This is a genomic window from Rufibacter ruber (assembly GCF_014138425.1).
In the GTDB taxonomy this organism is placed as follows: Bacteria; Bacteroidota; Bacteroidia; order Cytophagales; family Hymenobacteraceae; genus Nibribacter; species Nibribacter ruber_C.
This window is the reverse complement of the sequence record NZ_JACJIQ010000006.1, coordinates 141184-164716: the sequence shown is the minus strand read 5'-3', so window position 1 is coordinate 164716 and position 23533 is coordinate 141184. Positions and strand designations below refer to the sequence as shown.

General features: G+C 53.1%; 18 protein-coding genes. 17 read left to right on the top strand and 1 reads right to left on the bottom strand.

Annotated elements, in window-relative coordinates; genetic code table 11:
* Positions 1 to 325 precede the first annotated feature (325 nt).
* From FHS90_RS08960 to FHS90_RS08925, 8 genes are all read left to right on the top strand, one after another.
* Positions 326 to 1177 (top strand): metallophosphoesterase, encoded by an 852-nt coding sequence (locus FHS90_RS08960; protein ID WP_182512786.1) that lies wholly within the window; start codon positions 326 to 328, stop codon positions 1175 to 1177.
* 312 nt (positions 1178 to 1489) lie between these two features.
* On the top strand, positions 1490 to 1672 hold the full coding sequence (locus FHS90_RS08955; RefSeq protein WP_066838032.1) for a hypothetical protein: 183 nt from the start codon (positions 1490 to 1492) through the stop codon (positions 1670 to 1672).
* A gap of 261 nt (positions 1673 to 1933) precedes the next feature.
* On the top strand, positions 1934 to 2917 hold the full coding sequence (moaA, locus tag FHS90_RS08950) for a GTP 3',8-cyclase MoaA (protein WP_182512785.1): 984 nt from the start codon (positions 1934 to 1936) through the stop codon (positions 2915 to 2917).
* A 438-nt stretch (positions 2918 to 3355) separates the two neighbouring features.
* On the top strand, positions 3356 to 4561 hold the full coding sequence (locus tag FHS90_RS08945; protein ID WP_182512784.1) for a molybdopterin molybdotransferase MoeA: 1206 nt from the start codon (positions 3356 to 3358) through the stop codon (positions 4559 to 4561).
* 240 nt (positions 4562 to 4801) lie between these two features.
* The gene (moaC, locus tag FHS90_RS08940; protein WP_066838041.1) at positions 4802 to 5278 is read left to right on the top strand and encodes a cyclic pyranopterin monophosphate synthase MoaC; all 477 of its coding nucleotides are present in this window, start codon (positions 4802 to 4804) and stop codon (positions 5276 to 5278) included.
* Positions 5259 to 6419: an NTP transferase domain-containing protein gene (locus FHS90_RS22605; RefSeq protein ID WP_182512783.1), complete on the top strand. Its 1161-nt coding sequence runs from the start codon at positions 5259 to 5261 to the stop codon at positions 6417 to 6419. Before moaC ends, FHS90_RS22605 begins: the two co-directional genes overlap by 20 nt.
* A gap of 824 nt (positions 6420 to 7243) precedes the next feature.
* Positions 7244 to 8749, top strand: a complete 1506-nt coding sequence (locus FHS90_RS08930) for a sensor histidine kinase (protein WP_066838047.1) — start codon at positions 7244 to 7246, stop codon at positions 8747 to 8749.
* A 168-nt stretch (positions 8750 to 8917) separates the two neighbouring features.
* Positions 8918 to 9613, top strand: coding sequence for a LytR/AlgR family response regulator transcription factor (locus FHS90_RS08925; protein ID WP_182512782.1), 696 nt, complete (start codon positions 8918 to 8920; stop codon positions 9611 to 9613).
* Between the two features lie 121 nt (positions 9614 to 9734).
* Here FHS90_RS08925 and FHS90_RS08920 read toward each other — a convergent pair whose 3' ends face one another.
* A complete protein-coding gene (locus tag FHS90_RS08920; RefSeq protein ID WP_182512781.1) occupies positions 9735 to 10436 on the bottom strand; it encodes a fasciclin domain-containing protein in 702 nt (233 codons plus the stop codon).
* Between the two features lie 572 nt (positions 10437 to 11008).
* Here FHS90_RS08920 and FHS90_RS08915 point away from each other — a divergent pair.
* From FHS90_RS08915 to FHS90_RS08875, 9 genes are all read left to right on the top strand, one after another.
* Complete coding sequence (locus tag FHS90_RS08915; RefSeq protein WP_182512780.1) at positions 11009 to 11158, top strand: hypothetical protein; 150 nt, start codon at positions 11009 to 11011, stop codon at positions 11156 to 11158.
* Positions 11159 to 11269: 111 nt separating this feature from the next.
* Positions 11270 to 12301, top strand: coding sequence for a GntR family transcriptional regulator (locus FHS90_RS08910; protein WP_182512779.1), 1032 nt, complete (start codon positions 11270 to 11272; stop codon positions 12299 to 12301).
* 637 nt (positions 12302 to 12938) lie between these two features.
* A complete protein-coding gene (locus FHS90_RS08905; RefSeq protein WP_182512778.1) occupies positions 12939 to 15065 on the top strand; it encodes a bifunctional aldolase/short-chain dehydrogenase in 2127 nt (708 codons plus the stop codon).
* Positions 15066 to 15684: 619 nt separating this feature from the next.
* Entirely contained in the window at positions 15685 to 16959 is a 1275-nt protein-coding gene (locus FHS90_RS08900) for a sugar isomerase (RefSeq protein ID WP_182512777.1), read from the top strand.
* Between the two features lie 486 nt (positions 16960 to 17445).
* Positions 17446 to 18837, top strand: coding sequence for an FGGY-family carbohydrate kinase (locus tag FHS90_RS08895; RefSeq protein ID WP_182512776.1), 1392 nt, complete (start codon positions 17446 to 17448; stop codon positions 18835 to 18837).
* 1 nt (position 18838) lies between these two features.
* Positions 18839 to 19579: a (Fe-S)-binding protein gene (locus FHS90_RS08890; protein WP_182512775.1), complete on the top strand. Its 741-nt coding sequence runs from the start codon at positions 18839 to 18841 to the stop codon at positions 19577 to 19579.
* A complete protein-coding gene (locus FHS90_RS08885) occupies positions 19576 to 20967 on the top strand; it encodes a lactate utilization protein B (protein WP_182512774.1) in 1392 nt (463 codons plus the stop codon). Before FHS90_RS08890 ends, FHS90_RS08885 begins: the two co-directional genes overlap by 4 nt.
* On the top strand, positions 20957 to 21544 hold the full coding sequence (locus FHS90_RS08880; protein ID WP_182512773.1) for a LutC/YkgG family protein: 588 nt from the start codon (positions 20957 to 20959) through the stop codon (positions 21542 to 21544). The genes FHS90_RS08885 and FHS90_RS08880 overlap by 11 nt, the downstream gene beginning before the upstream one ends.
* A gap of 249 nt (positions 21545 to 21793) precedes the next feature.
* Positions 21794 to 23185: an SGNH/GDSL hydrolase family protein gene (locus FHS90_RS08875; RefSeq protein ID WP_182512772.1), complete on the top strand. Its 1392-nt coding sequence runs from the start codon at positions 21794 to 21796 to the stop codon at positions 23183 to 23185.
* The last annotated feature ends 348 nt before the right edge of the window (positions 23186 to 23533 follow it).

The window sequence follows — 23533 nt, the reverse complement described above, 5'->3', positions numbered from 1 at the left end:
AAACATCAGTTCTGTTTTCGGCCTGTTTTCAGGAAAACAGGCCGAAAACAGAGGGAACTCCCAGCCTTGCCGTACACTACACCTTGGTCAGATCTTTACCAGAAAGTCTCTCAACTTAGCTGGCAATTCTCTGAGCAGAGTACTCACCCCCGCCCTAGGAGGGGAATTCTCCTCTTAGGCAGATTCCCCTCCCGGCAGGGACCGGTTCGCGTAAATGAGCAGAAAAGATCAGACCTGAAACTAAGAAAGCGGTAAACTCAGCCCCGCCAAACCCTACCTGCAGAATTCTGGTACGTAAGCAGGTTCTAACGAAAACGAAGATGGAATGAAGAAAAGATACCTCAAGTGGGGAGCAGGGGTGTTGGCCCTGGGCGCGGTCGGAGTGCTGCTGAAGGCCCTTTTTCTGGAGAAATATTTCTTCGACCTGAAGACCTATGACATTGGCAACGTGGGCAGCCAGAAAAAGCTGAGGCTGGTTTTGGTCACTGATCTGCATTTGAAAACCCGCCTCTACCCGCACTACAAAAAGCTGGCGCATAGAATCAACCAACTGAAACCCCACCTCCTCCTCATTGCCGGTGACACGTTAGATTCTTCGGGCAAGGCCGCCGTGGCCCAAAATTTTCTGGGGCTGATAGAAAGGGACATTCAGAAAGTGGCGGTGCTGGGCAACCATGATTATCTGGCTCAGGACAGCACAGCTCACCTGAAGGAAGTGTATGCCCAGCACAACTGCCGGCTGCTGGTCAATGAAACAGAGGTATTTACCCTGGTCGGAACCAGGGTGGCGGTCACGGGGCTGGATGATCTGCTGCAGGGAGAAGGCAATCTACCCGATGCGGTGGCAGGCATAGGCCATGAAACACACCATTTGCTGTTGATTCACAGTCCGCTGCAGCAGGAGAAGGCAAGAGAAACCATCAAAGCCCTGAACCAAACCAGAACCGAGGCAGACCAACTGAACATCCGGTACATCTTTGCGGGCCACAACCACGGCGGACAGGTAAAGTTGCTGGGCTATGTGCCCGTGTTGCCAGACCAGTCAGGCCACTATGTGCAGGGTTGGTACAACCAGAAGGCGCCTTACCTCTACCTCTCCAAAGGCTTTGGCACCTCCCGGCTCCCGTTCCGGTTTGGGGCCAGATCTGAGCTCACGCTTTTCCATTACCATGTGTAAGCCTTCTGGGATAAAAGTTATAAGTGACCCCAACTGTATATTTATCTGCTCCTCTGAGATCACCCCTGCTCAGAGGAGATATTTTTTCCCACTTTGGCTGATAATTCCCCTCTGGGGAAGGGTAGAGGTGGGTTCCTTCCAAATCACTCCAATACTATGCAAAGTTAGGTGAAGTACCCTCTGCCATTCCTGCGCTGGAACGGTTGGCAGAAGCGAATATTTAAGTAAATGCGCCAGTGAAGGAATCATGGAGGCGGGCAAAGTGTTATCTTGTGACACGCTTACCCAAAGCCTCATGACACCGCTTGCCCAATGACCGAAGAAGAATTTGACACCAACTATACGGCCGCGCTAGACGCGGTGCTCCACGCCATGGCCGAGACCGAGGAAATTGATCCGCAGAAGTTTTTCAGCATGACCTGCATCCTGGAGAACCTCCGTTTCTTTAGCCCAATTCTCTACGGGGCTATTCTCAACGCAAAGAAGAGTGAGTAGCCTTTTCTGTTTTCGGCCTGTTTTTAAGAAAACGGGCCGAAAACAGACGAGTGTTTGAGGCCAAACGTGTTGAATACAATCATCAGCCACCCGCCGAGGTGGTTTTTTTATGACGGGTTCTTTAGCAGAAAGTAACCCCGCTGCGCGTTTTGAGTAAACGGGTACACAATGCCGCCCGTGACCGGGAGGAATTTTCCTTGCGAAGAGGTTTTCCAGTGGCGGCAATTTCCTAGCTTTGACCAATAACCAGAGAACCTGCGCGTGCTGTTTGACTCCCACCATAGAAAGATCAATTACCTTCGGCTGGCCGTGACAGACCGCTGCAACCTGCGTTGCTTCTACTGCATGCCGGAGCAGGGCAACGACTGGCTGAGCAGGCGGGAGCTCATGAGCTATGAGGAGATGCTGCGGGTCTGCTCGGTGCTGGTGCAGATGGGCATTGAAAAGATACGCATTACCGGCGGCGAACCGTTTGTGCGCAAAGACATGCTGCAGTTTCTGGCGTCACTCACGGCCCTGCCCCACCTGCAGCAGGTCTCCATCACTACCAACGGGGTGGTCACCGCCCCCCTGGTGCCGGAGCTCAAGAAGCTGGGAATCAACTCCATCAACCTGAGTCTGGACACGCTGGACCGGGACCGTTTTTTTGCCATCACCCGCCGCGATGAGCTGCCCCGCGTACTGGAAACCTTAGAGGCGCTGCTGCACCACCAGCTGGAGGTGAAGATCAACGCCGTGGTGATGGAAGGCAAAAACACCCAGGATATTCTCCCGTTGGTGGAACTGACCAAAGACTTGCCGGTGAGCGTGCGGTTTATTGAGGAAATGCCGTTCAACGGAGGCGGCCAAGCTGTGCCAACCCTGGCGTGGGATCATTTCAGGATTCTGGAAGCAATACAGGAGCGGTACCCAGAGGTGCAGAAAGTACCTGACCCCGCCAACTCCACCGCCTATCACTACCACATTCCGGGGCACCAGGGCTCCATTGGCATTATTGCCGCCTACACCCGCTCGTTCTGCGGCACCTGCAACCGCCTAAGGCTCACGCCGCAGGGTGATATGAAAACCTGCCTGTACGGCGGCCCGGTGCTGAATGTACGTGATCTGATGCGCTCTGGAATTCCGGATAATCAACTGCAAGAGGCTTTACAAATAGCAGTGAGTCAGAAGGAGAAAGACGGCTGGGAAGCCGAAAAAGCCATGTCTGCCTTTCCGCACGCCTCTATGGCTACCATTGGCGGCTGAGGTTGTTCTTGAAAGTTTCTGTTTTAGGGCTACTTTTCTTAAAACAGGCCAAAAACAGCGGGAGCTTGTTAGTGCTCCGCTGTTCGGGATTTGCTATCCCGAACCTGAGTATTCTTCGGATTTGTAATTCTCTTTTTTTCCGTTCAAGGGGCAGTAACGGGGATTACAAATCCCCTCACTACCCGCTTCCGGATTCTAAATCCGGAAGAGCAAAAACCTGTGGTGAGAACTTAACGATCCTGCCTTCTCGGAGGGTGGGTAATATTTTGCACAGGATATGCCTAACTTTATAGATCGACACGTTAAGTATTCAAGCATATTTTCTGTTTTCGGCCTATTTTTGAAAAAACAGACCGAAAACAGAAAGAACTTACCATATAAGCAATTCCTAAACCTACTTTCTACCTTTGCTCAGTGCTGATACATAAAAAATGAACCATGGTGACAGTTTCTGACGCAGAGCACATCATTCAACAACAGGTGAGCGCGTATGGCGTAGAGCAGGTGCCGTTTGAGCAGGCGCTGGGGCGGGTGCTGGCCCAGGACCTGCGTACCGACCGTCCCCTGCCGCCCTATGACCGCGTCACCATGGATGGCATTGCCTTCCGGTTTTGCGACTTCGCCAGGGGCACCAGAACCTTTCAGATTATGGGCACCCAAGCCGCCGGCGATGCGCCCCTTGAGATCACCCAGGAAAACGCCTGCATGGAGATTATGACCGGGGCCGCGCTGCCGGCTTCAGTAGACACGGTGGTGCGGTACGAGGATCTGGAGATAGAGAACGGCGTGGCCACGGTGCTGGTGGAGCAGGTAAGGAAAGGGCAGAACGTGCACCGGCAGGGGCAGGATAAACAGCAGAATGAGGTGGTGGCGCTGGCCAACCAGCTGGTGACTCCGGCGCTGGTAGGCATGGCCGCCGCCGTGGGCGCCACGGAACTGCCGGTGAAAAAGCTGCCCAAAGTGGTGGTGATTTCCACGGGTGATGAGCTGGTGGAGGTGCACCAGACGCCCGCGCCCTTCCAGATCAGGCGTTCCAACAGCTATCTGGTCAAAGCCGCCCTCCAAGCCTATCAGGTAGAACCGGATCTGCTGCACCTGCCCGATGACCTGGCCACCACGAAAGACCAACTGCAGCGCTGCTTGGCTCAGTATGAGGTGATTCTGCTGAGCGGGGGCATCTCTATGGGCAAGTTTGATTACGTGCCGCAGGTGCTGGAGGAGCTGCAGGTGCAGAAGCTGTTCCAGAAGGTGCGGCAGAAGCCGGGCAAGCCGTTCTGGTTTGGAAGGCACGGGAACGGAGCCTTGGTGTTTGCCCTGCCGGGAAATCCCGTCTCCACGTTTCTCTGTCTGAACCGGTATTTCCTGCCGTGGCTGCACGCTTCGGTAGGCCTCCCAACCAAGCAGGAGGTATTTGCCGCCTTGGCCACAGATTTCAGGTTTCCTCCAGACCTTACGTATTTCCTGCAGGTGCGGCTCCAGTACTCTGACCAGGGGCAGCTGTTGGCGACGCCGTTGGAAGGAAACGGTTCGGGTGATTTTTCTAATTTAGTAGAGGCAGATGCGTTTCTGGAGCTTCCGCAGGAGCGGGACAGGTTTGAGAAAGGCGAGGTGCTGCGGGTGTGGCCGTTTAAGACAATATGGTAAGTTTATTTCTGTTTTCGGGCTGTTTTTAGAAAAGTAGGCCGAAAACAGAAAGACAGAGACGTAGGACAAAATTCCTTCCCTCCCTGTCATCCTGAAAGGATCTTGTGGGCGAACTAGAGTAGCTTTTCATGATGGCCACTACCGCTCGCTACCAAGATCCTTTCATGAAATAAAAGAAGGAGAATGAGATAACTTTGATAAACAGTTTGCGGAAAAACCGCAGCGAAAGACATACACCACATGAGCGATTTTTCGCATTTAGATGAGAAGGGGCAGGCCACCATGGTAGATGTGGGGCAGAAGCAGGTGACCCTCAGAACCGCCACCGCCCGTAGCATTGTCTCCCTGCCCGCTGAGGTGCTGGAGAAGTTTGCGCAGGATGATATTCAGACCAAAAAAGGATCTGTGTTGCAGACGGCGATCATTGCGGGCATAATGGGGGCCAAGAAAACAAGCGAACTGATTCCGCTGTGCCACCCGCTGGGGCTGGACAACTGCCAGATTCAGATACACCTGAACCAGGCGCAGGAACTGGTGATTGACTGCACCGCCAGCCTCACCGCCAAAACCGGCGTAGAGATGGAAGCGCTGGTGGGAGCCAGCGTGGCGGCGCTCACGGTGTATGATATGTGCAAAGCCCTGAGCCATGACATTGTGATCAAAGAAACCAGACTCATGCAAAAAACGGGAGGCAAACGTGACTTCACCAGAGCATAAGAAACACGCCGCCATCAACAGACCCAACTACGGGAACTTCGGCCGCGCCGAATGGGCGATAGTGGGAACCAACTGCGGCGCCATTAAAGATTTGGCCGGCCAGATCATTGCCGCGCTTTCGCCCAAGGTGAAATGTGCGTACGTTGATGCCCAGCATACCCACGGGGAGGAACAAGCGCAACTGCCGGGTAGGCTGGCGTCTGGCGCGGTGGCGGAGTACACAGATCAAATCACGCACCATCAGTTTACCCTGAACCGGCCTCTGAACCCGTTCCAGTTCCGGCAGTGGTTCTCAGAGATGGACCTGGTCTTGGTGAACGGCAACCACCAGCAGGCCAAGGCGCAGGTGGTGGTGGTAGATCCGGCCAAAGAGGCCTCTCTGCAGAAAAGACTTTCCCAACTCACCCACGTGCAGCTGTTCCTGCTGGCAGAGGGCGCCGAGGAGATTTTTCCGTTCCTGCAGGAAGTCCTTCCTGCCTGGCAGGAGATTCCGGTGTACCGGCTGCAGGAAACTGAAAAAATTGTCTCCTTCTTTCAACATCAACTATGGCAGGCTGCGCCGGTGCTGAACGGCTTGGTGCTGGCCGGGGGCAGGAGCGTGCGCATGGGGCAGGACAAAGGGGCGCTGCAGTGGCACGGGAAAGAGCAGCGGTACCATCTGGCAGAGATGATGCAGGAGTTCTGTGCCGAAGTATTCATCTCCTGCCGGGCGGAGCAGCAACCGGAATTGGCTGCCCAATACCCAACCCTGCCCGACACTTTTCTGGACCTTGGTCCTTACGGGGCCATTCTATCGGCGTTCAGGGAGCAGCCGGAGGCGGCGTGGCTGGTGGTGGCGTGTGACCTTCCGCTGGTAGACCAGCGCACGCTGTGGCAACTGGTGCAGGAGAGAAACCCATCGGCGGTAGCCACGGCTTTTGAGAACCCGCAGAACCGTTTCCCGGAGCCGCTCATCACCATCTGGGAGCCGAAAAGTTATTTGCAGTTGCTGGCTTTTCTGGCCCAGGGCTACACCTGCCCCAGAAAAGTCCTGATCAATTCTGCTATCCATCTTCTGCAGCCCGGGCAGCCGGAGGCGCTGTTGAATGTGAACACCCCGCAGGAACAGGAGCGGGCGCGGCAGCTGCTGGCTCAGAGGTAATGCCTTCAAGCGGCAATCTTTTCAGCGTGCCCGTGCTTACCCTCCTCTCCTATGAGGTGGTTTTTTTCCTTCCACTTTTGCAGATTATTCCCCTCCTCAGACGGGTAGGGATGGGCTAAAGACAAACTGTTCTAAAAGTTTGCAACTCTGGCTATGAACTTTAAAGCCTTTCCGTTTTCGGGCTGTTTTCATGAAAACAGCCCGAAAACGGAAGTGAAGTCTGCGCGGTCACTTCGCTTCACTTCTGATAATTCTTAACCCCAAAAGGGGCATCTGAACGAGGCAATAGCTCCGGGGAACTGATATTGCGTCCCTTTCCCCAGCTGCCGGCCTTCTATAACCCCCACATTTGTTCCCTCCTCTGAAAGGAGGGCTGCCGGTTAGCCATTCTACCTTAAATGGGAATGACTGCCGGCGGCGCTTATTCTTTCTGTGGGCAGCTGCTGCTAAGTGGCGGTAGCAGTGTCATGGGTGCTAGCCTGGTTTGCGTTTATACCAGCTTTTGCCACAGAGCGCGCCTTTATCACAAATTTCACGGCATAGGTCACATTTAGTTTTCAACGGCTTTGGGATTGGCTAACCTTGTCCCATTCTTCTGGTCATCACCACTGCAGGCGGGCGCCACTGGGGCCGCTACGGGGTGAGCCTGTTTGGGAGTGCCAGGATTCTGGAGAAAGGCAGCCCCATAACAGAAAAGTACACCCACGCTTCCTGCAGAGGAAGAAAGGGTAAAGAAACCCATTGATCACATTTTAGGGGGCATTCATCACATTTACTGAGATCCCTGCCCCCGTTGAAGTAATATTGTCTTAAATCTGATTCTAATGAAGGAATTGTTGTTTAAACCCTCTTTTCAGGGGAAGGTGGAGTTTTGGGCTGCCACCACCATCTTCGCGTTTTCAGTGTTCTTCCTGCTCTCCGGGATTGTCAATGCGCATGAGGGGCTTTTTTTTGACCCCCACATTCCGTTCAACTACTATGGAGATTTCATTTTCCCCAGCCTGATCAGGTATACCTTTCTGTATGGTGCCTTCCTGCTGCTCAACTTTAAGGTGCTGCCTAAACTGGTGGCTAAGGAGCGGGTGGCGCTTAACTGTTTTTACCTGATCCTGATCTTTCTGGCCACCGGCACCCTGTTTGGCATCACAGACACGTATCTGAAGAAATACCTGTTTGACCATTATGTAGAGGAAGATGCCGCCTATGCGGCGTTCTTCCAGGGGAGCTTCAGCTATGCGTTCCGGTTGCTGATGATTCTGGGGTTCTACACGGTCTTGAAGTACATCAGCGTTTACCTGCTGTCGCACTCAGAGACCATTCAGGCAAAATACCAGATCCTCACCAGAGACGTGTTGGCGGCCTTTGTGCTCTGGCTGGTGAGCCTGTTCCTGCTGATGATTATTGATGCCGAAGGCGAATTTCTACTCAGTTGGGGGATTATAGCCCCCACCGGCATTCTGTTGTACGGCGTCTCTTTCTACTACTTCATCCCGAAGGCACTCCCCTCTAAAAAACCGTTCCTGGCGTATCTCTGGCGGGCAGTACTGCTGTTAGCGGTCTCCTTTCTGCCGTTGGCCATCTTGCTGATGACGCTGACCAATGAGAAGGATTTTGCCCTGGGTCTGCCTTTGTTCAATGTGTTCTTTCACCTGTTCCTCACCACCCCCGTCTGCTGGGTGTTGTTTAAACGGCAGATGCAGGGCAAAGAGGAGGTGTATGTGCTGCAGAAGGAGTTGGGAAGATCCAATGCCAACTTTGACTTCCTGCGGTCGCAGATCAACCCGCACTTTCTGTTCAACACCCTCAACACCCTCTACGGCACCGCCCTGCAGGAAAACAGCGAGCGTACCGCCCAGGGCATCCAGATGCTGGGCGACATGATGCGGTTCATGCTGCATGAGAACAACCAGCAAAAGATTCTGCTCTCCCGGGAGATTGACTACATGCGCAACTACATTGAACTGCAGTCATTGCGCACGTCTACTTCCCCAGACATCACCATCCAGACCCAGATTGAGGAGGTGTACACAGAGAAGTTCATTGCGCCCATGCTCTTGATTCCCTTCGTGGAGAATGCGTTCAAGCACGGCATCAGCCTGAAGGAGAAGTCCTGGATACGGGTGACCCTGCACCTGGAGCAGAACAAGCTCTACTTTGATGTCTACAACAGCACCCATGTGAAACCGGAGCAGGACCCCGAGAAAGACAAATCTGGGGTGGGGCTGGAGAACGTGAGGCAGCGGCTGGCTTTGCTGTATCCGCAGAAACATGAGCTGGTGATCAGAGAAACCTTGGGCGAATTTTTTGTGCACCTCACGGTGGAACTGTAATGTGTGAGTAAAGGGTGTTTCCCTCTAACTTTAAATGTTTTTGCCTATCTTTTCTCCTTTCCGTTTTGGGGCTGTTTTCTGAAAAACAGCCCCAAAACGGAAAGGAGTTATTAGTTGTAAAGTTGAGTCCCCTTTTGGCTGCCTTTGGCCGAAGAACAAGCGAGAAGAATGAGAGTCATTGCCGTAGATGATGAACCCATGGCGCTGGAGGTGGTGCGCTCCCACGCCAGCAAGGTGCCGTTCCTGGAGCTGAAAGCCTGTTTCACAGATGCCTTCAAGGCCATGGAATACCTGCAGCAGGAGCCGGTAGAGGTGCTGTTTCTAGACATTAAAATGCCTGACATCACCGGCCTGGAGTTTGTAGCCAGCCTCCAGAAAAAACCGCAGGTCATTTTCACCACCGCCTATTCTGAGCACGCCGTCACCAGCTTTGAGCTGGACGCCATTGATTACCTGCTCAAGCCGTTCTCCCTGGCCCGTTTTGTGAAAGCCTGCAACAAAGCCCAGGAGCTTCTGAAACTTAGGGCTCAGGCGCATCTGATCCCTCCTTCTTCGGCGCAAGCCGTCAAAGAGTACCTTTTTTTAAAAACCGGCTATGAGCAGGTGAAGGTGCTGTTTGACGAGATTTTGTATCTGGAGGCGGCCGGGAATTACGTGACGTTTGTGCTGGAAAACAAGAAACTGCTGTCCCGCTTCACCATTGCCGAACTCTGTGACGTGCTTCCGGCGGACAGGTTCATTAGGGTGCACCGGTCGTATATTGTGGCCAAAGACAAGATTGAGAAAGTGGAGCGCCACCAGGTGACCATTAAAGGGGCAGAAGTTCCCATAGGGGCCTCTTACGCCCAGCAGTTACAGCTGTAAAAGGCAATCAGCTTCTGTTTTGGGGCTGTTTTTCTGAAAACAGCCCCAAAACAGAAGCTGCCAAAAAAAGAAGTCTCCCTTTCTCAGAAAGGGAGACTTCTTCTCTTCCATTGAAGGGAGGTTATCTAATGTCATTGCCTTCGCGCACGTCCTGATCTGGCAGGATCACGCTGTCAATCACGTGAATTCTACCGTTAGAGGCTTCCACGTCATTGCGAACAATCTGGGCACTGCCAACAAAAATGGTGTTGCCTGGGTTATTGGTGCTGATGGGGATGTACCGGTCTTCACCCATGCTGATGCGGGTGCTGTTGTTGAACCTGGCGGTAGATACTTCTGATGCCAGAATGTGGGCTTGCAAAATTCTGGAAAGCAAAGCCGTGTTGTCGCTTCTGAGTAACATTTCCAGTTTTTCTTTGGGCAGCTTGGCAAACGCCTCATTGGTGGGGGCAAACAACGTGGCTTTTTCTACCCGCTCCAGGTCATCGGCTAGGTTGGCCCGCTCTATCAGCTGCACAAAGGTGGTGAGGTTAGGGCTTTTCCTGGCCAGTTCCAACACAGTATAGTTTTCGGTGTCATCAATGGCATCAAACATGTCATTGATGTCTTCTGGGTTCTCCATGAGCAGGGCGGTAGGCGCCAAGGTGGCAATGGGCACCATCACTTGTTCCTCCACTACCAACACATTCAGCTGGTTGTCATCTTCATCCATTGCCATACCGGCCATGGCTGAGGTTTCTGTCCGGCTCATGTCTTCCATGGCGGTAGTGTTGGAGCTGGCACAACTGAAGAGGGTAAAGGAGCTGAATGCTAAAAATGCCAAAGGTTTTAAAACTGTACTTTTCATAGTCTAAGTTGTTTAATTTGCTTTTCAAATAAAGATTAGTTGCAATCCTTTTATTAGTTCTACTGATAAGAAAAGGAGAGGTTGCGTATTAAATGCAATTTTGATGTATGCGTGTTAATTGTTGTAAATATTAATATTCAGCTAGTTGTGAATATTTAGATAGGGAAATTTCATTGAAACGGATCGGGAAAATTCTAATTGCTAACGTGCTGTTCCGTGGTGGCTACTAGACGTACCCCTGAAGTTGATTAGCGCTCTCGTTTATGTTTCTGGCCCAAGCGTCTGGTTGTTCTTTTTAAAAAGTAAGTTACTGTTTTGGGGCTGTTTTCAGAAAAGCAGGCCTAAAACGCGGGCACAACCGGAGCTTGCGCCAGCAAGGTGCTAGAAATGCAGAAACGGGATACCAACCAACTGCTTCAACAGAAAAAGTAAACGTAATTGTTACCCAGAAGCTCACTTTAATTGTTGCCCAAAAGCTCACTTGAAGGCCGTATGGAAAAGGGACCTCCCATTTGTATGTGTCTTAGCCAAGGGAGTTATTAAGCAGGGTGTCGCTTTTAGGGAAGGCAGGGACGGCAGACATTCAGGACTCCTCCGGTGATGTGCATGAGGTGAAACAGCGGGCGCAGCACCGGCCGGGTTCTGCTTTCCAACCTGTCTCCCTTCTGCTGCAAGACCCGCTCATGTACTGCTGGTAATGGTGCATACCGCAAAAGCCGCAGGTCTTTTGTTTGAGATTAAAAATAGGGAGGAGTGTTCAGAAGCAGTTTCATAGTACCTTTAAGGCTCAGAGAAGTTTGACTTAAAATATGTCGCCAGACCAAATTCTTTCCTGTCTCTCCATTGACCCCTACGCGGCCACGCCCAAATACCAGCAGGTGACCAGCGCCATACAGGCGGCTATTGAGAAGGGGCAGATCAGGAAGGGAGACGTGCTGCCCTCGCTCAACGAGCTTACCTATAGCCTGGACATTTCCCGTGATACCGCAGAGAAAGCCTACAAAGCGCTCAAGCAGATGGGGGTTCTGGGTTCAGTGCCCGGCAAAGGGTATTACATAGAGAACACCCAGCTGCAGCAGAACCTCAAGGTGTTTCTGCTGTTCAACAAACTGAGCGCCCACAAGAAAATCATCTATGATGCCTTTGTGGAGGCGCTGGGGCCAGAGACGCACGTAGATTTCTACATCTACAACAATGACTACGCGCTGTTCAAGAAGATGCTGGCCCGCCGCAAAGAGGAGTACACCCACTACGTCATCATTCCCCATTTTGTAGAGGGCGGTGAGCAGGCCCACGAGGTCATCAACCTGCTGCCCAAAGAGAAGCTGGTGCTGCTGGATAAGAAACTGCCCGGCGTGACCGGCCACTTTGCCGCCGTATATGAGAACTTTGAGCAGGATATTTACGGGGCGCTTGCGCAGGTGGCAGAAGAGCTGAGAAAGTACAGGGTGCTGAAACTCGTGTTCCCCCACCACAGCTATTTCCCCGCCGAGATTGTGACAGGCTTTGAACGGTTCTGCCGGCAATACCATTTTGCCTACCAGGTGCTGCCCCGGGTGCAGGTGGCAGAGATTCAGGAGGGAGACGTGTTCATTAATCTAGTGGAAGGCGATCTGGTAGCCCTTCTGCAAGGCATTCTGGCCGAAGGCCTGGAAGTGGGCCGGCAGGTGGGCGTTATCTCCTACAATGAAACCCCGCTCAAAAGATTCATCCTCAACGGCATTACCACTATCTCCACAGATTTCCAGAAAATGGGGGCTTTGGCCGCGCAACTTATCCTGCAGCATTCCCGCCAGCACCTGGAGGTGCCTTTTTCCATCATCAAACGCGCCTCTATCTAAGGAGGCGGGTAAGGCCAATGCCCGGCAGCCATTCTTAGCAGCGGGTGAATGGTTTCCCTTTATCTATCGCTATGGATCGTGTGGTCTTGACATAGCGCATGCCTGTGCCTGCGTTTTGGGGCTACTTTCCCAAAAACAGCCCCAAAACAGAAACTTACTTATCTATAAGGCACCACCGGATGCCTGCGCCATAACCTGAACACAGAAACGCGAAACCGCTTTAGATCAAAGCTGGTGAAGAAGTTCTCTGTCCCACACAGACGCTCGTGCCACTTTCAGAAACTCTGGTTACTGGGCTGTTTCTAAGCCATTGCTAAAAGCAATTGCCTGCGCCAGGCAAGCGGGTGAGTTTCATAGGATTGGCAGCTGTCAATTTATTAATCTTTAGAGTTTTTATAATTGGCTTTTTGCCGAAATAACAGCGAAGGCCGCCATAAATAATACTTTCTGCATAGAATCTGCCGGCAGCGGGCAGGACAGTGCAGGACAGTTCCCTGCAGGAGGCTTCCTACTTTCGTTCATCACTCTTTCCGCCAAGCCTGTTTTCGGCCTGTTTTCTGAAAAACAGGCCGAAAACAGGAAAGCGTCTAGCTCCTTTTACAGAGCGTCGGGGTGAGGCAATTAACAAATGGAAACTATGTCTGAAGTAACTGCAAACACTACGTTTAAACATGTGAGCTACCTATGGAATGAGGCTGAGGCGGCCAAGCTGGAAGGCGATGAGGTAGCCCTGTTGATTTACCGTTCCAACCTGCTGGGGGCTGATTTGCGCCTCACCAACTACGGCGGCGGCAACACCTCCTGCAAAACCTCCGCCAAAGACCCCTTGACCGGGCAAGATACCGAGGTAATGTGGATCAAGGGCTCCGGCGGTGATTTGGGAACGTTGAAGAAGAGCGGCCTGGCGGCTTTGTACGTTGACCGCCTGCGCAGCCTGGAGAACGTGTACCGCGGCATTGCCCATGAAGACGAGATGGTGGAACTCTTCAACCATAGCATCTTCGACCTGAATTCCAAGGCCCCATCTATTGATACCCCGCTTCATGGCTTTCTGCCGTTCAAGCACATTGACCACCTGCACCCAGACGCAGCCATTGCCATTGCCGCCGCCAAAGACGGCCAGCGCATCACGCAGGAATTGTTTGGCGGCACTATTGGCTGGGTGGGTTGGCAGCGCCCCGGTTTCGACCTGGGTTTGCAGCTACGCCAGTGCCTGGAAGAGAACCCCGGCATCAGGGGCATCATGTTGGGCTCGCATGGCCTCTTCACCTGGGGAGACACCGCCTATGAAAGTTACCTGAACACCCTGGAGGTCATTGAGCGCTGCGCGGAATACCTGGAGGAGAATTACCAAAAGAACGGCCCTGCTTTCGGCGGAGCCAAAATAGAAAGCCTGCCCGCTGAGCAGCGCAAAAAGCAGGCGGCCGCCCTGGCCCCGGTCCTGCGGGGCTTCTGCTCCAGTGAGCGCCACATGGTGGGCCATTTCACAGATGATGCCCGCGTACTGGAGTTTATCAACTCAAACGACCTGGCCAAACTGGCCCCCATGGGCACCAGTTGCCCGGACCATTTCCTGCGCACTAAAATCAGTCCGCTGGTCTTGAATTTAGCGCCAGATGAGGATTTGTCTGATGTTCCAGCGCTCAAGGAGCGCCTGGCCCCGGCGTTTGCCGAGTACCGACAGATGTACACCCAGTACTACCAAACCTGCAGGCATGACAACAGCCCGGCCATGAGAGACGCCAATCCGGTGATTATCCTGTATCCCGGCGTGGGCATGTTCTCGTTCTCCAAAGACAAGCAGACCGCCCGCGTAGCCGCTGAGTTCTACCTGAACGCCATCAACGTGATGAAAGGCGCTGAGGCTATTTCTGAATACACCTCGCTGCCGCGGCAGGAGGCGTTTGACATTGAGTACTGGTTGCTGGAAGAAGCGAAGCTGCAGCGCATGCCCAAGCCCAAAGCCTTATCAGGGAAGATAGCCCTGGTGACCGGCAGTGCCGGGGGTATTGGCAAAGCCATTGCCAGAAAGTTTGTGGAAGAAGGCGCCGTGGTGATTCTGAATGATATGAACGAGGAGCGTCTGCAAGGGGCTGGAGAAGAATTCAAGAAGCTTTACGGCAGAGATTCCTACGCCACCGCCGCCTTAGACGTGACCAACGACCAGCAGATTCAGGAAGCCTTTGCTACTGCGGCTCTGGCCTTTGGGGGCGTAGATATTGTGGTGAACAACGCCGGGCTGTCCATTTCCAAAACCGTGGAAGGGCATACCGAGAAAGACTGGGATTTGCTTTATGAGGTGCTGGTGAAAGGCCAGTTCTTTATCACTCAGGCCGCCGTGGAGGTCATGCGCAAGCAAGCCATTGGCGGTGATGTCCTGAACATTGTGAGCAAGAACGCGCTGGTGAGCGGCCCCAACAATGCCGGTTACGGCAGCGCCAAAGCCGCCCAACTGCACCTGAGCCGCCTCAACGCCGCTGAACTGGGGGCAGACGGCATAAGAGTGAACGTGGTGAACCCAGACGCGGTCATCTCTGACAGCAACATCTGGGCTGGCGGCTGGGCCGAAGGCAGGGCCAAAGCCTACGGGATTACCGTGGAGGAGCTGCCCGCCTATTACGCCAAACGCACGCTGCTCAACCAGATCATTCTGCCTGAAGACATTGCCAACGCCTGCTTTGCCTTTGTGGGCGGCCTACTCAGCAAAACTACCGGGAACATGCTCAACGTAGACGGCGGCATTGCCATGGCTTTCCCAAGGTAAAGGTTTCACCTCCTGTTTTCGGGCTGTTTTCTGAAAAGCAGCCCGAAAACAGGACTTAGCTGCACAACCTGTTCAGTTGGTTTAATGCCTTTTGCTGCTAAATGTCAGGACAAAAAGTGGTGTGGTGATTTTTCTATCATCCTGGAACGACCTTGGTGGTGGACGGCAATAGCGGGCATGAAGTGCTTTCCAAGTTTGCCCACAAGATCCATTCAGGATGACAAAATGGGGTGCTGTACTTCTGTCCCAGGCATAATTGAAAAAAATTGAATTTAGACTAATAGATAAGGAAGAGCACGGATCGCCGCTGGCCGCTGTTCAGGATTTCTAATCCCGAACCACTCTGTCGGGGATTTGTAATCCCTGTTTCCTGCCCTTTTTATAGGGGCACTGGTGTGGCCTCTAAGAACAGGAATGCTAATATCCGCGAAGCCACTTGCACCTTAAGTCACAGCAGCAACAGGGATGCTCGTTTGATTTAACGCGAAAGAATATTAACTTAACGCACTAAGATTGCTGTCATTTTCTGTTTTCGGCCTGTATTTCAGAAAACAGGCCGAAAACAGAAAATGTGGCTCCATGCAGTTGATTTGCCCACTAACGACTAACAAACAACACCATGCAATTAGAAAAATATAAGATAGACGAATTCAACCACACCCAACAGGCCAGCCATAACCGCAAGTTTGAGTTCATCGCCGAAGGCATTGCCCAGGTAGAAGACGTGCTGCAGAAGCTGGTAAATTTCCAGATTGCCATTCCGTCCTGGGCGTTGGGTACGGGTGCCACGCGGTTCGGGCGTTTTGCCGGCGGGGGTGAGCCCAGAACCATTGAGGAAAAGATAGAGGACGTAGGGCTGCTGCACGCCCTGAACCGCTCCAGCGGCGCCATCTCGCTGCATATTCCCTGGGATATTCCGCAGGATTACAAAGCCATCAAAACCCTGGCCGCGCAACACGGGCTCACGTTTGACGCCGTCAACTCCAACACGTTCCAGGACCAGCCAGGGCAGCCGCTGAGCTATAAGTTCGGGTCTATGCAGCACGTAGACAAGGCGGTGCGGCAGCAGGCCATTGACCACAACCTGGAAGTAATCAGGCACGGGGTGGAACTGGGCTCTGAGTCTTTGACGGTTTGGCTGGCAGACGGTTCCTGCTTTCCCGGGCAGCTGAACTTTAGAAAAGCGTTCCAGAACACGCTGGAGAGTTTGCAGGAGGTGTACGCCGCCCTGCCGGAGAACTGGAAGGTGTACGTAGAGTACAAAGCCTTTGAGCCCAATTTTTACTCCACCACCATCGGGGACTGGGGGCAGTCGTTGCTACTGGCCAATAAGTTGGGAGCGCAGGCGTACACATTGGTAGACCTGGGGCACCACCTGCCCAATGCCAACATTGAGCAGATTGTCTCTTTGCTCTTGATGGAAGGCAAGCTGGGAGGCTTCCACTTCAATGATTCCAAATACGCCGATGACGACCTCACCACCGGCAGCATTAAACCGTACCAGCTGTTCCTGATTTTCAACGAACTGGTAGAGGGCATGGATGCCCGCGGCATGAACCACGCCACCGACTTGGGCTGGATGATTGACCAGGCCCATAACCTGAAAGACCCGCTGGAAGACCTGCTGCAGTCAGTGCAGGCCATCATGATTGCCTACGCCCAGGCCTTAATCGTTGACAGAACTGCCTTGACCGAAGCCCAACAACAGAACGATGTGGCCCGCGCCCAGGAAATCCTGCAAGACGCTTTCCGCACAGATGTACGGCCATTGGTGGCAGAGGCGCAGCTACGGGCAGGCGGGGCCGTTAATGCGTTAGAGCTGTACCGCCAGCTAAAAGTGCGCGAGAACCTGATTCAGGAGAGAGGGCTGAAAACCGTTTCAACTGGTTTATAAGTTGCCTTACCATGCAAAGGGCAAAAATAACTATACATTTTTGTCATCCTGAAAAGGTCTGGGTGGCGAACGGCAGTAGCGGGCAATAGTTGCTTTTCTAGCTTGCCACAATTTTAGCTATAAGTACACAATTGATAGAAAGGCAGGGCAATCTTTTGTGGCTGTCCTGCCAGGTTTCCCCATAATGAACCTGTTTAAAGTTTTCATTTTAATCTCTGGCGCAAGCATTTGCTTGTGCCAATGGGAATAGTGGGCTTCTGTTTTAGAGCTGTTTTTCAAAAAGTAGCCCAAAAACGTAGGCACAAGCCGGCGCTTGCGCCAGACAAAACCTATAAAATGCAGGAAATGAAAAGCTCTAAGCAGGTTCAACTTAAGTTGTTGGGTAAAACATTCAACAACGGCAGAGTTATTTGATGGGTGGCTCTGGCTATTCTCACTGCTATAATTCCACCTATTCACTCAATCGCTGATTCACAAATTGACCTGATGCAGAAAATACCGGTAATCGCTGTTTTTGATGTAGGCAAGACCAACAAGAAGCTGTTCCTCTTTAATGAGCACTATCAAATGGTGTATGAGCGGTCGGCGCGGTTTACAGAGACGGTAGACGAAGACGGTGACCCGTGTGAGAACCTGGAGAGCCTGCGGCTGTCAGTGTTTGATTCCCTCAGAGAAGTCTTCAAACGACCCGAGTTTGAGGTGAAAGCCATCAACTTCTCTACCTACGGCGCCAGTTTTGTGTATGTAGATGACGAGGGCAAACCCCTCTGCCCGCTGTACAATTACCTGAAACCCTACCCACCGCAGTTGCTACAGCGGTTTTATGCCACTTATGGCGGCCAGGAACAGCTTTCCAAAGAAACGGCTTCCCCGGTGCTGGGCAGCCTAAACTCGGGCCTGCAGCTTTACCGCCTCAAGCACGAGAAGCCGGAAGTGTTTAACCAGGTGAAATATGCCCTGCACCTGCCCCAGTACCTGAGCTGCCTCCTCTCCGGCGAGTTCTGTTCAGACATTACCAGCATTGGCTGCCACACCCATTTATGGGACTACACCCAAGCCGATTACCATGCGTGGGTGAAACAGGAGGGAATCTTGGACAAGCTGGCACCCCTGCGGCGGTCAGACGAGGCGTTTCTGGCCTCTTTTTCCGGAAACAGCTACAAAGTAGGGGTGGGGCTGCACGACAGCTCTGCTGCGCTCATTCCGTATCTGGTGAACTTTCACGAGCCTTTTGCCCTGATTTCTACCGGCACCTGGTGCATTACCCTCAACCCGTTTAATGACGCGCCGCTCACTTCTGAGGAGCTGAGGCAAGACTGCCTCTGTTACCTGCAATACAAAGGACGGCCGGTGAAAGCGTCCAGGTTCTTCGGGGGCTATGAACACGAGCAGCAGGTGAAACGCCTTGCCGCCCACTTTGATCAAAATATTGCGGAGTTCAAAGCCGTGAGTTATGACCCAGAGGTTCTCCAGCCGCTGCTGCAAGGGCAGGACCTAAGCACTATCCTTCGGCCGCCGGCCGAAAACCAGGAGAAACCAACTTTTGCTGAACGGGACTTAACCGCTTTTGCTTCTGCCACAGAAGCCTACCACCAACTTATTCTGGATCTGGTCATTCAACAGGTGCGGTCTACCCAGCTGGTGGTGGAGGGCACCAACGTGAAGCGGATTTTTGTGGACGGGGGCTTTGGCAAGAATTCTATTTACATGCACCTGCTGGCGGCGGCTTTCCCGGAGAAGGAGGTGTACGCGGCCTCCATGGCGCAGGCCACGGCCATTGGAACAGCCTTGGCCATCCACCCGCACTGGAATTCTAAACCGTTGCCCACAGACATTATTGAACTGAAGTATTACGCGGTAACCCATCAGGAGGCTTAACATGACGGTAGGGCTTTTTATCCCGTGCTACGTAGACCAGTTTTACCCCAAGGCAGCCATTGCCACGCTGGAGCTGCTGGAGAAGGCGGGCGTTCAGGTAGAATTCCCGGCCCGGCAGACCTGCTGCGGCCAACCAATGGCCAATTCTGGCTTTGAGCACCTCACCTCCGGCTGCAACGAATTATTTGTGGAGAATTTTGCACAGTATGACTACATCGTGTCGCCTTCTGGTAGTTGCGTGCTGCACGTGAAAGAGCATCTGCATTCTCATAAGCAGGAGGCGCAGGCGCAGAACATCAGGGGCAAGGTGTATGAGCTGGTGGAGTTCCTCACAGATGTACTGAAAGTGGAAAGTCTGAACGCAAGGTTTCCGCACAAAGTAGGGCTGCACCAGAGTTGCCACGGGCAGAGAGGCTTGCGGCTGTCGCAGATGACCGAGCGGGTGGAGCCTCCTTTCTCCAAGCCAGAGCAACTGCTGAACCTGGTGCAGGGCCTGGAACTGATTCTGCTCTCGCGGAAAGATGAGTGCTGTGGTTTTGGCGGTACGTTTTGCGTGACCGAGGAAGCGGTATCTGTGAAAATGGGGAAAGACCGCGTGACTGACCACCTGCAGCACGGGGCCGAAGTGATTACCGGCTCAGACATGAGTTGCCTCATGCACCTGGAGGGTATTCTGCGTCGCCAGAAGAGCAACGTCAAGGTCATGCATATTGCTGAAATTTTAAACGCGCAGGAGGCATGATAGGGGCAGGGAAAACAAAAGACCATTCGGCCCTGGCCGATGTTTTTAACCAGGACGAGCCCCGCGTGAACTGGCATGATGAGACGCTGTGGTTTATTAGGCAGAAGCGGGACAAAGCCGCCTTCGCCATTCCGGACTGGGAACTGCTGCGCGAGACGGCCTCACAGATCAAAGCGCACACGCTGTCTCACCTGAGCCAATACCTGCAAGAGTTTGAGAAAAACGCGCAGGCCAATGGCATCACCGTACATTGGGCCGCTGACGCGCAGGAGCATAACAAGCTGGTGCATTCTATTCTCCAAAAGCACGGCGTAGACCGCATGGTGAAAAGCAAATCTATGCTCACCGAAGAATGCCACCTGAACGACTACCTGGCCCGGCACGGCATTGAGGTAACTGACTCAGACCTGGGCGAACGCATTGTGCAGCTGGCGCAGGAGCCGCCCAGCCATATTGTGTTGCCCTGTATCCATAAAAAGAAAGAGGAGATTGGCGAAATCTTCCATGAGCATTTGGGCACCGCAGCCGGTATGTCTGACCCGCAGGTGTTGACGGAAACCGCCCGCCAGCATTTGCGGGAGACGTTTCTCACCCGCCGGGCCGCCTTAACGGGCGTGAACTTCGCGGTAGCCGAGACGGGCGAATTTGTGGTCTGCACCAATGAAGGCAACGCCGACATGGGCGCGCACCTGGCAGACGTGCACATTGCCAGCATGGGCATTGAGAAACTGATTCCCAGGCGGGAGCACCTGGGTGTTTTTCTGCGGTTGCTCACCAGAAGCGCCACCGGCCAACCCATTACCACCTACTCCAGCCATTTCAGGAAGCCACGCCCGGGGCATGAGATGCACGTGGTGCTGGTAGACAATGGCCGGAGCGTGCAACTGGGCCGGGAGGACTTCCGGAATTCGCTCAAATGCATCAGGTGCGGGGCCTGCATGAATACCTGCCCCGTGTACCGGAGAAGTGGCGGGCACAGCTACCAGAGTGCGGTGGCGGGCCCCATTGGCTCTATTCTGGCCCCTAACCTGGACATGAAGAAGCACGCGGACTTGCCCTTTGCCTCCACGTTGTGCGGTTCCTGCACCAATGTGTGCCCGGTGAAGATTGACATCCATGACCAGCTGTACAAATGGCGGCAGGTGGTGGTGCAGGAAGGCCATGTTGACGCGAAGAAGGCAGCGGGCATGAAAGCCATGGCCGCCGTTTTGTCGTCACCTGCTACTTTCATGTTGGCGGGCAAGGCAGGGCGCCTGTTTATGAGAAGAGTGCCCTTGCTGGTGAATAACTCGTTCAATCCCTGGTACAAACAACGCGAGATGCCCCAACCGCCCAATGAATCCTTCAGGGAATGGTACCGCAAAAACCGGAAGCAGCATGACCAGTAGAGAAAAAATTTTGCGGGCGGTGGCCCAGAACCAACCCGCTTTGCTGCCTTTGCCAGAGGTGCCTCCGTTCCAGCAGGATACATCTGAATTGTCGGGAAGATTCACGGAAGTGGCCGTAGCCATTGGAGCAAGGGTCTTCCGCGTGATGGACTATGGAGAGGTGGCCCAGGTGCTAAGGCAGAACTTTCTGCCTAGCCATAGAATCATTTCGGCAATTCCTGAGCTGGCCGGCTTTGCAGAGGCCACTCCCCTGCAAGATGCCCACCGTCACCAGCTGGCTACTGTAGACTTAGCAGTGGCTGCAGCGCATTTTGGGGTGGCAGAGAACGGGGCGGTGTGGCTTACCGAGGAGCAGATGGGAGTGCGGGTGCTGCCGTTTATAACGCAGCATCTGGCGGTAGTGCTGCCCGTCAAGCAGATTCTTCCGCTTATGCCAGACGCTTACGCCAGAATTGGCCAAGCAGCGTACGGCTATGGGGTGTTCATTGCCGGTCCGTCTAAAACCGCAGACATTGAGCAGTCATTGGTGCTGGGGGCGCATGGTCCCAGAACCATGACGGTGTTTCTGATAGACTAAGGGAAGGGTGTTATCAGCCTTTCTTAAGCACTTTGGAGTTGGCCAGTCCGGTGCCCAGCGCAGGCATTTGCCTCTGCCCGCGTTTTAGGCCTACTTTCTGGAAAACAGGCCAAAAACAGAGTCGCACTCCCTGAAAGGCACTGGCAGGCGCTTGCACCAGAATTGAAAAATAAAACCAAGAATAAGGTTTCTTTGGGAAATCAGGTTAGAGATAAGAAGGTGAATTGTTCAAGTTATCATTCAGCGTATATGCATATAAGAGTTCTTCTGCTGATTCTGTACGTAGTTGGCAGTTCCAGGCTTCACGCGCAAACTAAGCCTGCAGAAACCGGGCTTTTCAAAGATGGCGACAAAGTCAATTTCATTGGCAACAGTATTACGCACGGCGGCGAGTTCCACACCAATATTCTGCTGTTTTACGCCACCCGTTTTCCGGAGAGAAACATCACTTTCTACAACTCCGGTATTTGGGGTGACAATGCCAGTGACATGCTGCGGCGGTTAGACACTGATATTCTGACCAAAGATGCTGATTGGTCAATCATCATGGCCGGCATGAATGATGTGAACCGCGCCCTGTATGCACCCGCCCGCCGCGCAGAGCCTAACCTGGAGGCAGAGAAGCAGCGGCATCTGAATAACTATAGAAACAACCTGGAGGCACTCATTCAGCGGCTGCAAAAAACAGATACCCACATCCTTCTGCAGAAGCCGTCTATCTACGACCAAACCGGCGACCTTCCGGCAGAAAACCAGCTGGGCGTGAATGACGCCCTACAGAAATGTACGGTCATAATTGATGAGCTGGCGAAGAAATACGGGGTGCAAACGGTTGACTACTTTACCCTTATGCAGCAGGTGAACCGACAACTGCAGGCCGCTGACCCAACGGCTACAGTGGTGAGCAATGACCGCATCCATCCCGGGGCGCTGGGAAGTTTTGTTATGGCCTACCAATTCCTGAAAGAAACGGGCGCCCCAGCATTGGTGTCCCGTCTCCACCTTAAAAAAGGAAAGGTGGAGGAGGAGCAGAATTGTACGGTCCAGGAAGTGCGGCAAGCAAAAGGACGTCTCAGTTTTGCCATACAGGAAAGAAGTTTGCCTTTTGCAGTTGCCGCCGAGGCAGAGGCAGCCTTGGCCCTGGTTCCCTTTACCCAGGAAATGAACCAGGAGGTGCTGCAGGTAACCAGGCTCAAAAAGGGAACTTACACGTTGCTTATTGACAGCACCCGGGTAGGGGTCTTTACCTCGGCAGAATTAGCCAAAGGAGTTAACCTGGCATTGCAGCAAAATACCCCCCAATACCAGCAGGCATTACGCGTGAGGCAGTTGGCGGAGCAGCGGCGGTTGGTGCAGAAACAGTTACGTGATATACGGCTGGTGGAGGTGAGGTACCTGCCTGCAAACCTCTGGGCCCAGGACATGCCTGCCCTGGAGCGAGCCATGGACGCTATTCTGCAAGATTTACAGGCTAAAAAAGATGCCCGCTACCTAGGTATCAGGAACTACTTTGAGAGCTATAGGAAAAACAAGCCCCGGGAGGGGCAGCTTGAAAAGGAGGCTGCCCAGCTCATGGTGGACATCAGGCGGGAGAGTCAACCGGTTTTGCGCACCTACCAATTAGAAAAGAAATCCAGGTAGTTTATTCTAAAATCTGGTAGGTTAGGAACCGTGAGGTTCAGCTTTCCTGAGTTAGAGCCATTTGCTGTAAAGTTTCCCGGGCTCCTGTTTTAGGGCTATTTTTAAGAAAACAGCCCTAAAACAGGAGTTTTATTTTCGGCCACACCCTCCTGCATGTCCCCGTGACCTGACAAAGAATTTGCCCAGATCACAGGTGCGCCTTACTTCGCTGGGAGGAATATCTGTCTGGGTTAACTCACTCATGTATACAGTCTTTAGATGCTTAGGGCATGTTTGAATTTGCCGTTTGCGCTCTAATACGGTAGCAATAGAATTGGAATCTGCCATTTTCTTTCCCACTGGTGGTGC

Coding starts and splice junctions, on each gene's coding strand:
- FHS90_RS08960 (WP_182512786.1), top strand. CDS start 326: ATGAAGAAAAGATACCTCAAGTGGGGAGCAGGGGTGTTGGCCCTGGGC.
- FHS90_RS08955 (WP_066838032.1), top strand. CDS start 1,490: ATGACCGAAGAAGAATTTGACACCAACTATACGGCCGCGCTAGACGCG.
- FHS90_RS08945 (WP_182512784.1), top strand. CDS start 3,356: ATGGTGACAGTTTCTGACGCAGAGCACATCATTCAACAACAGGTGAGC.
- moaC (WP_066838041.1), top strand. CDS start 4,802: ATGAGCGATTTTTCGCATTTAGATGAGAAGGGGCAGGCCACCATGGTA.
- FHS90_RS08930 (WP_066838047.1), top strand. CDS start 7,244: ATGAAGGAATTGTTGTTTAAACCCTCTTTTCAGGGGAAGGTGGAGTTT.
- FHS90_RS08925 (WP_182512782.1), top strand. CDS start 8,918: ATGAGAGTCATTGCCGTAGATGATGAACCCATGGCGCTGGAGGTGGTG.
- FHS90_RS08910 (WP_182512779.1), top strand. CDS start 11,270: ATGTCGCCAGACCAAATTCTTTCCTGTCTCTCCATTGACCCCTACGCG.
- FHS90_RS08905 (WP_182512778.1), top strand. CDS start 12,939: ATGTCTGAAGTAACTGCAAACACTACGTTTAAACATGTGAGCTACCTA.
- FHS90_RS08900 (WP_182512777.1), top strand. CDS start 15,685: ATGCAATTAGAAAAATATAAGATAGACGAATTCAACCACACCCAACAG.
- FHS90_RS08895 (WP_182512776.1), top strand. CDS start 17,446: ATGCAGAAAATACCGGTAATCGCTGTTTTTGATGTAGGCAAGACCAAC.
- FHS90_RS08890 (WP_182512775.1), top strand. CDS start 18,839: ATGACGGTAGGGCTTTTTATCCCGTGCTACGTAGACCAGTTTTACCCC.
- FHS90_RS08885 (WP_182512774.1), top strand. CDS start 19,576: ATGATAGGGGCAGGGAAAACAAAAGACCATTCGGCCCTGGCCGATGTT.
- FHS90_RS08880 (WP_182512773.1), top strand. CDS start 20,957: ATGACCAGTAGAGAAAAAATTTTGCGGGCGGTGGCCCAGAACCAACCC.
- FHS90_RS08875 (WP_182512772.1), top strand. CDS start 21,794: ATGCATATAAGAGTTCTTCTGCTGATTCTGTACGTAGTTGGCAGTTCC.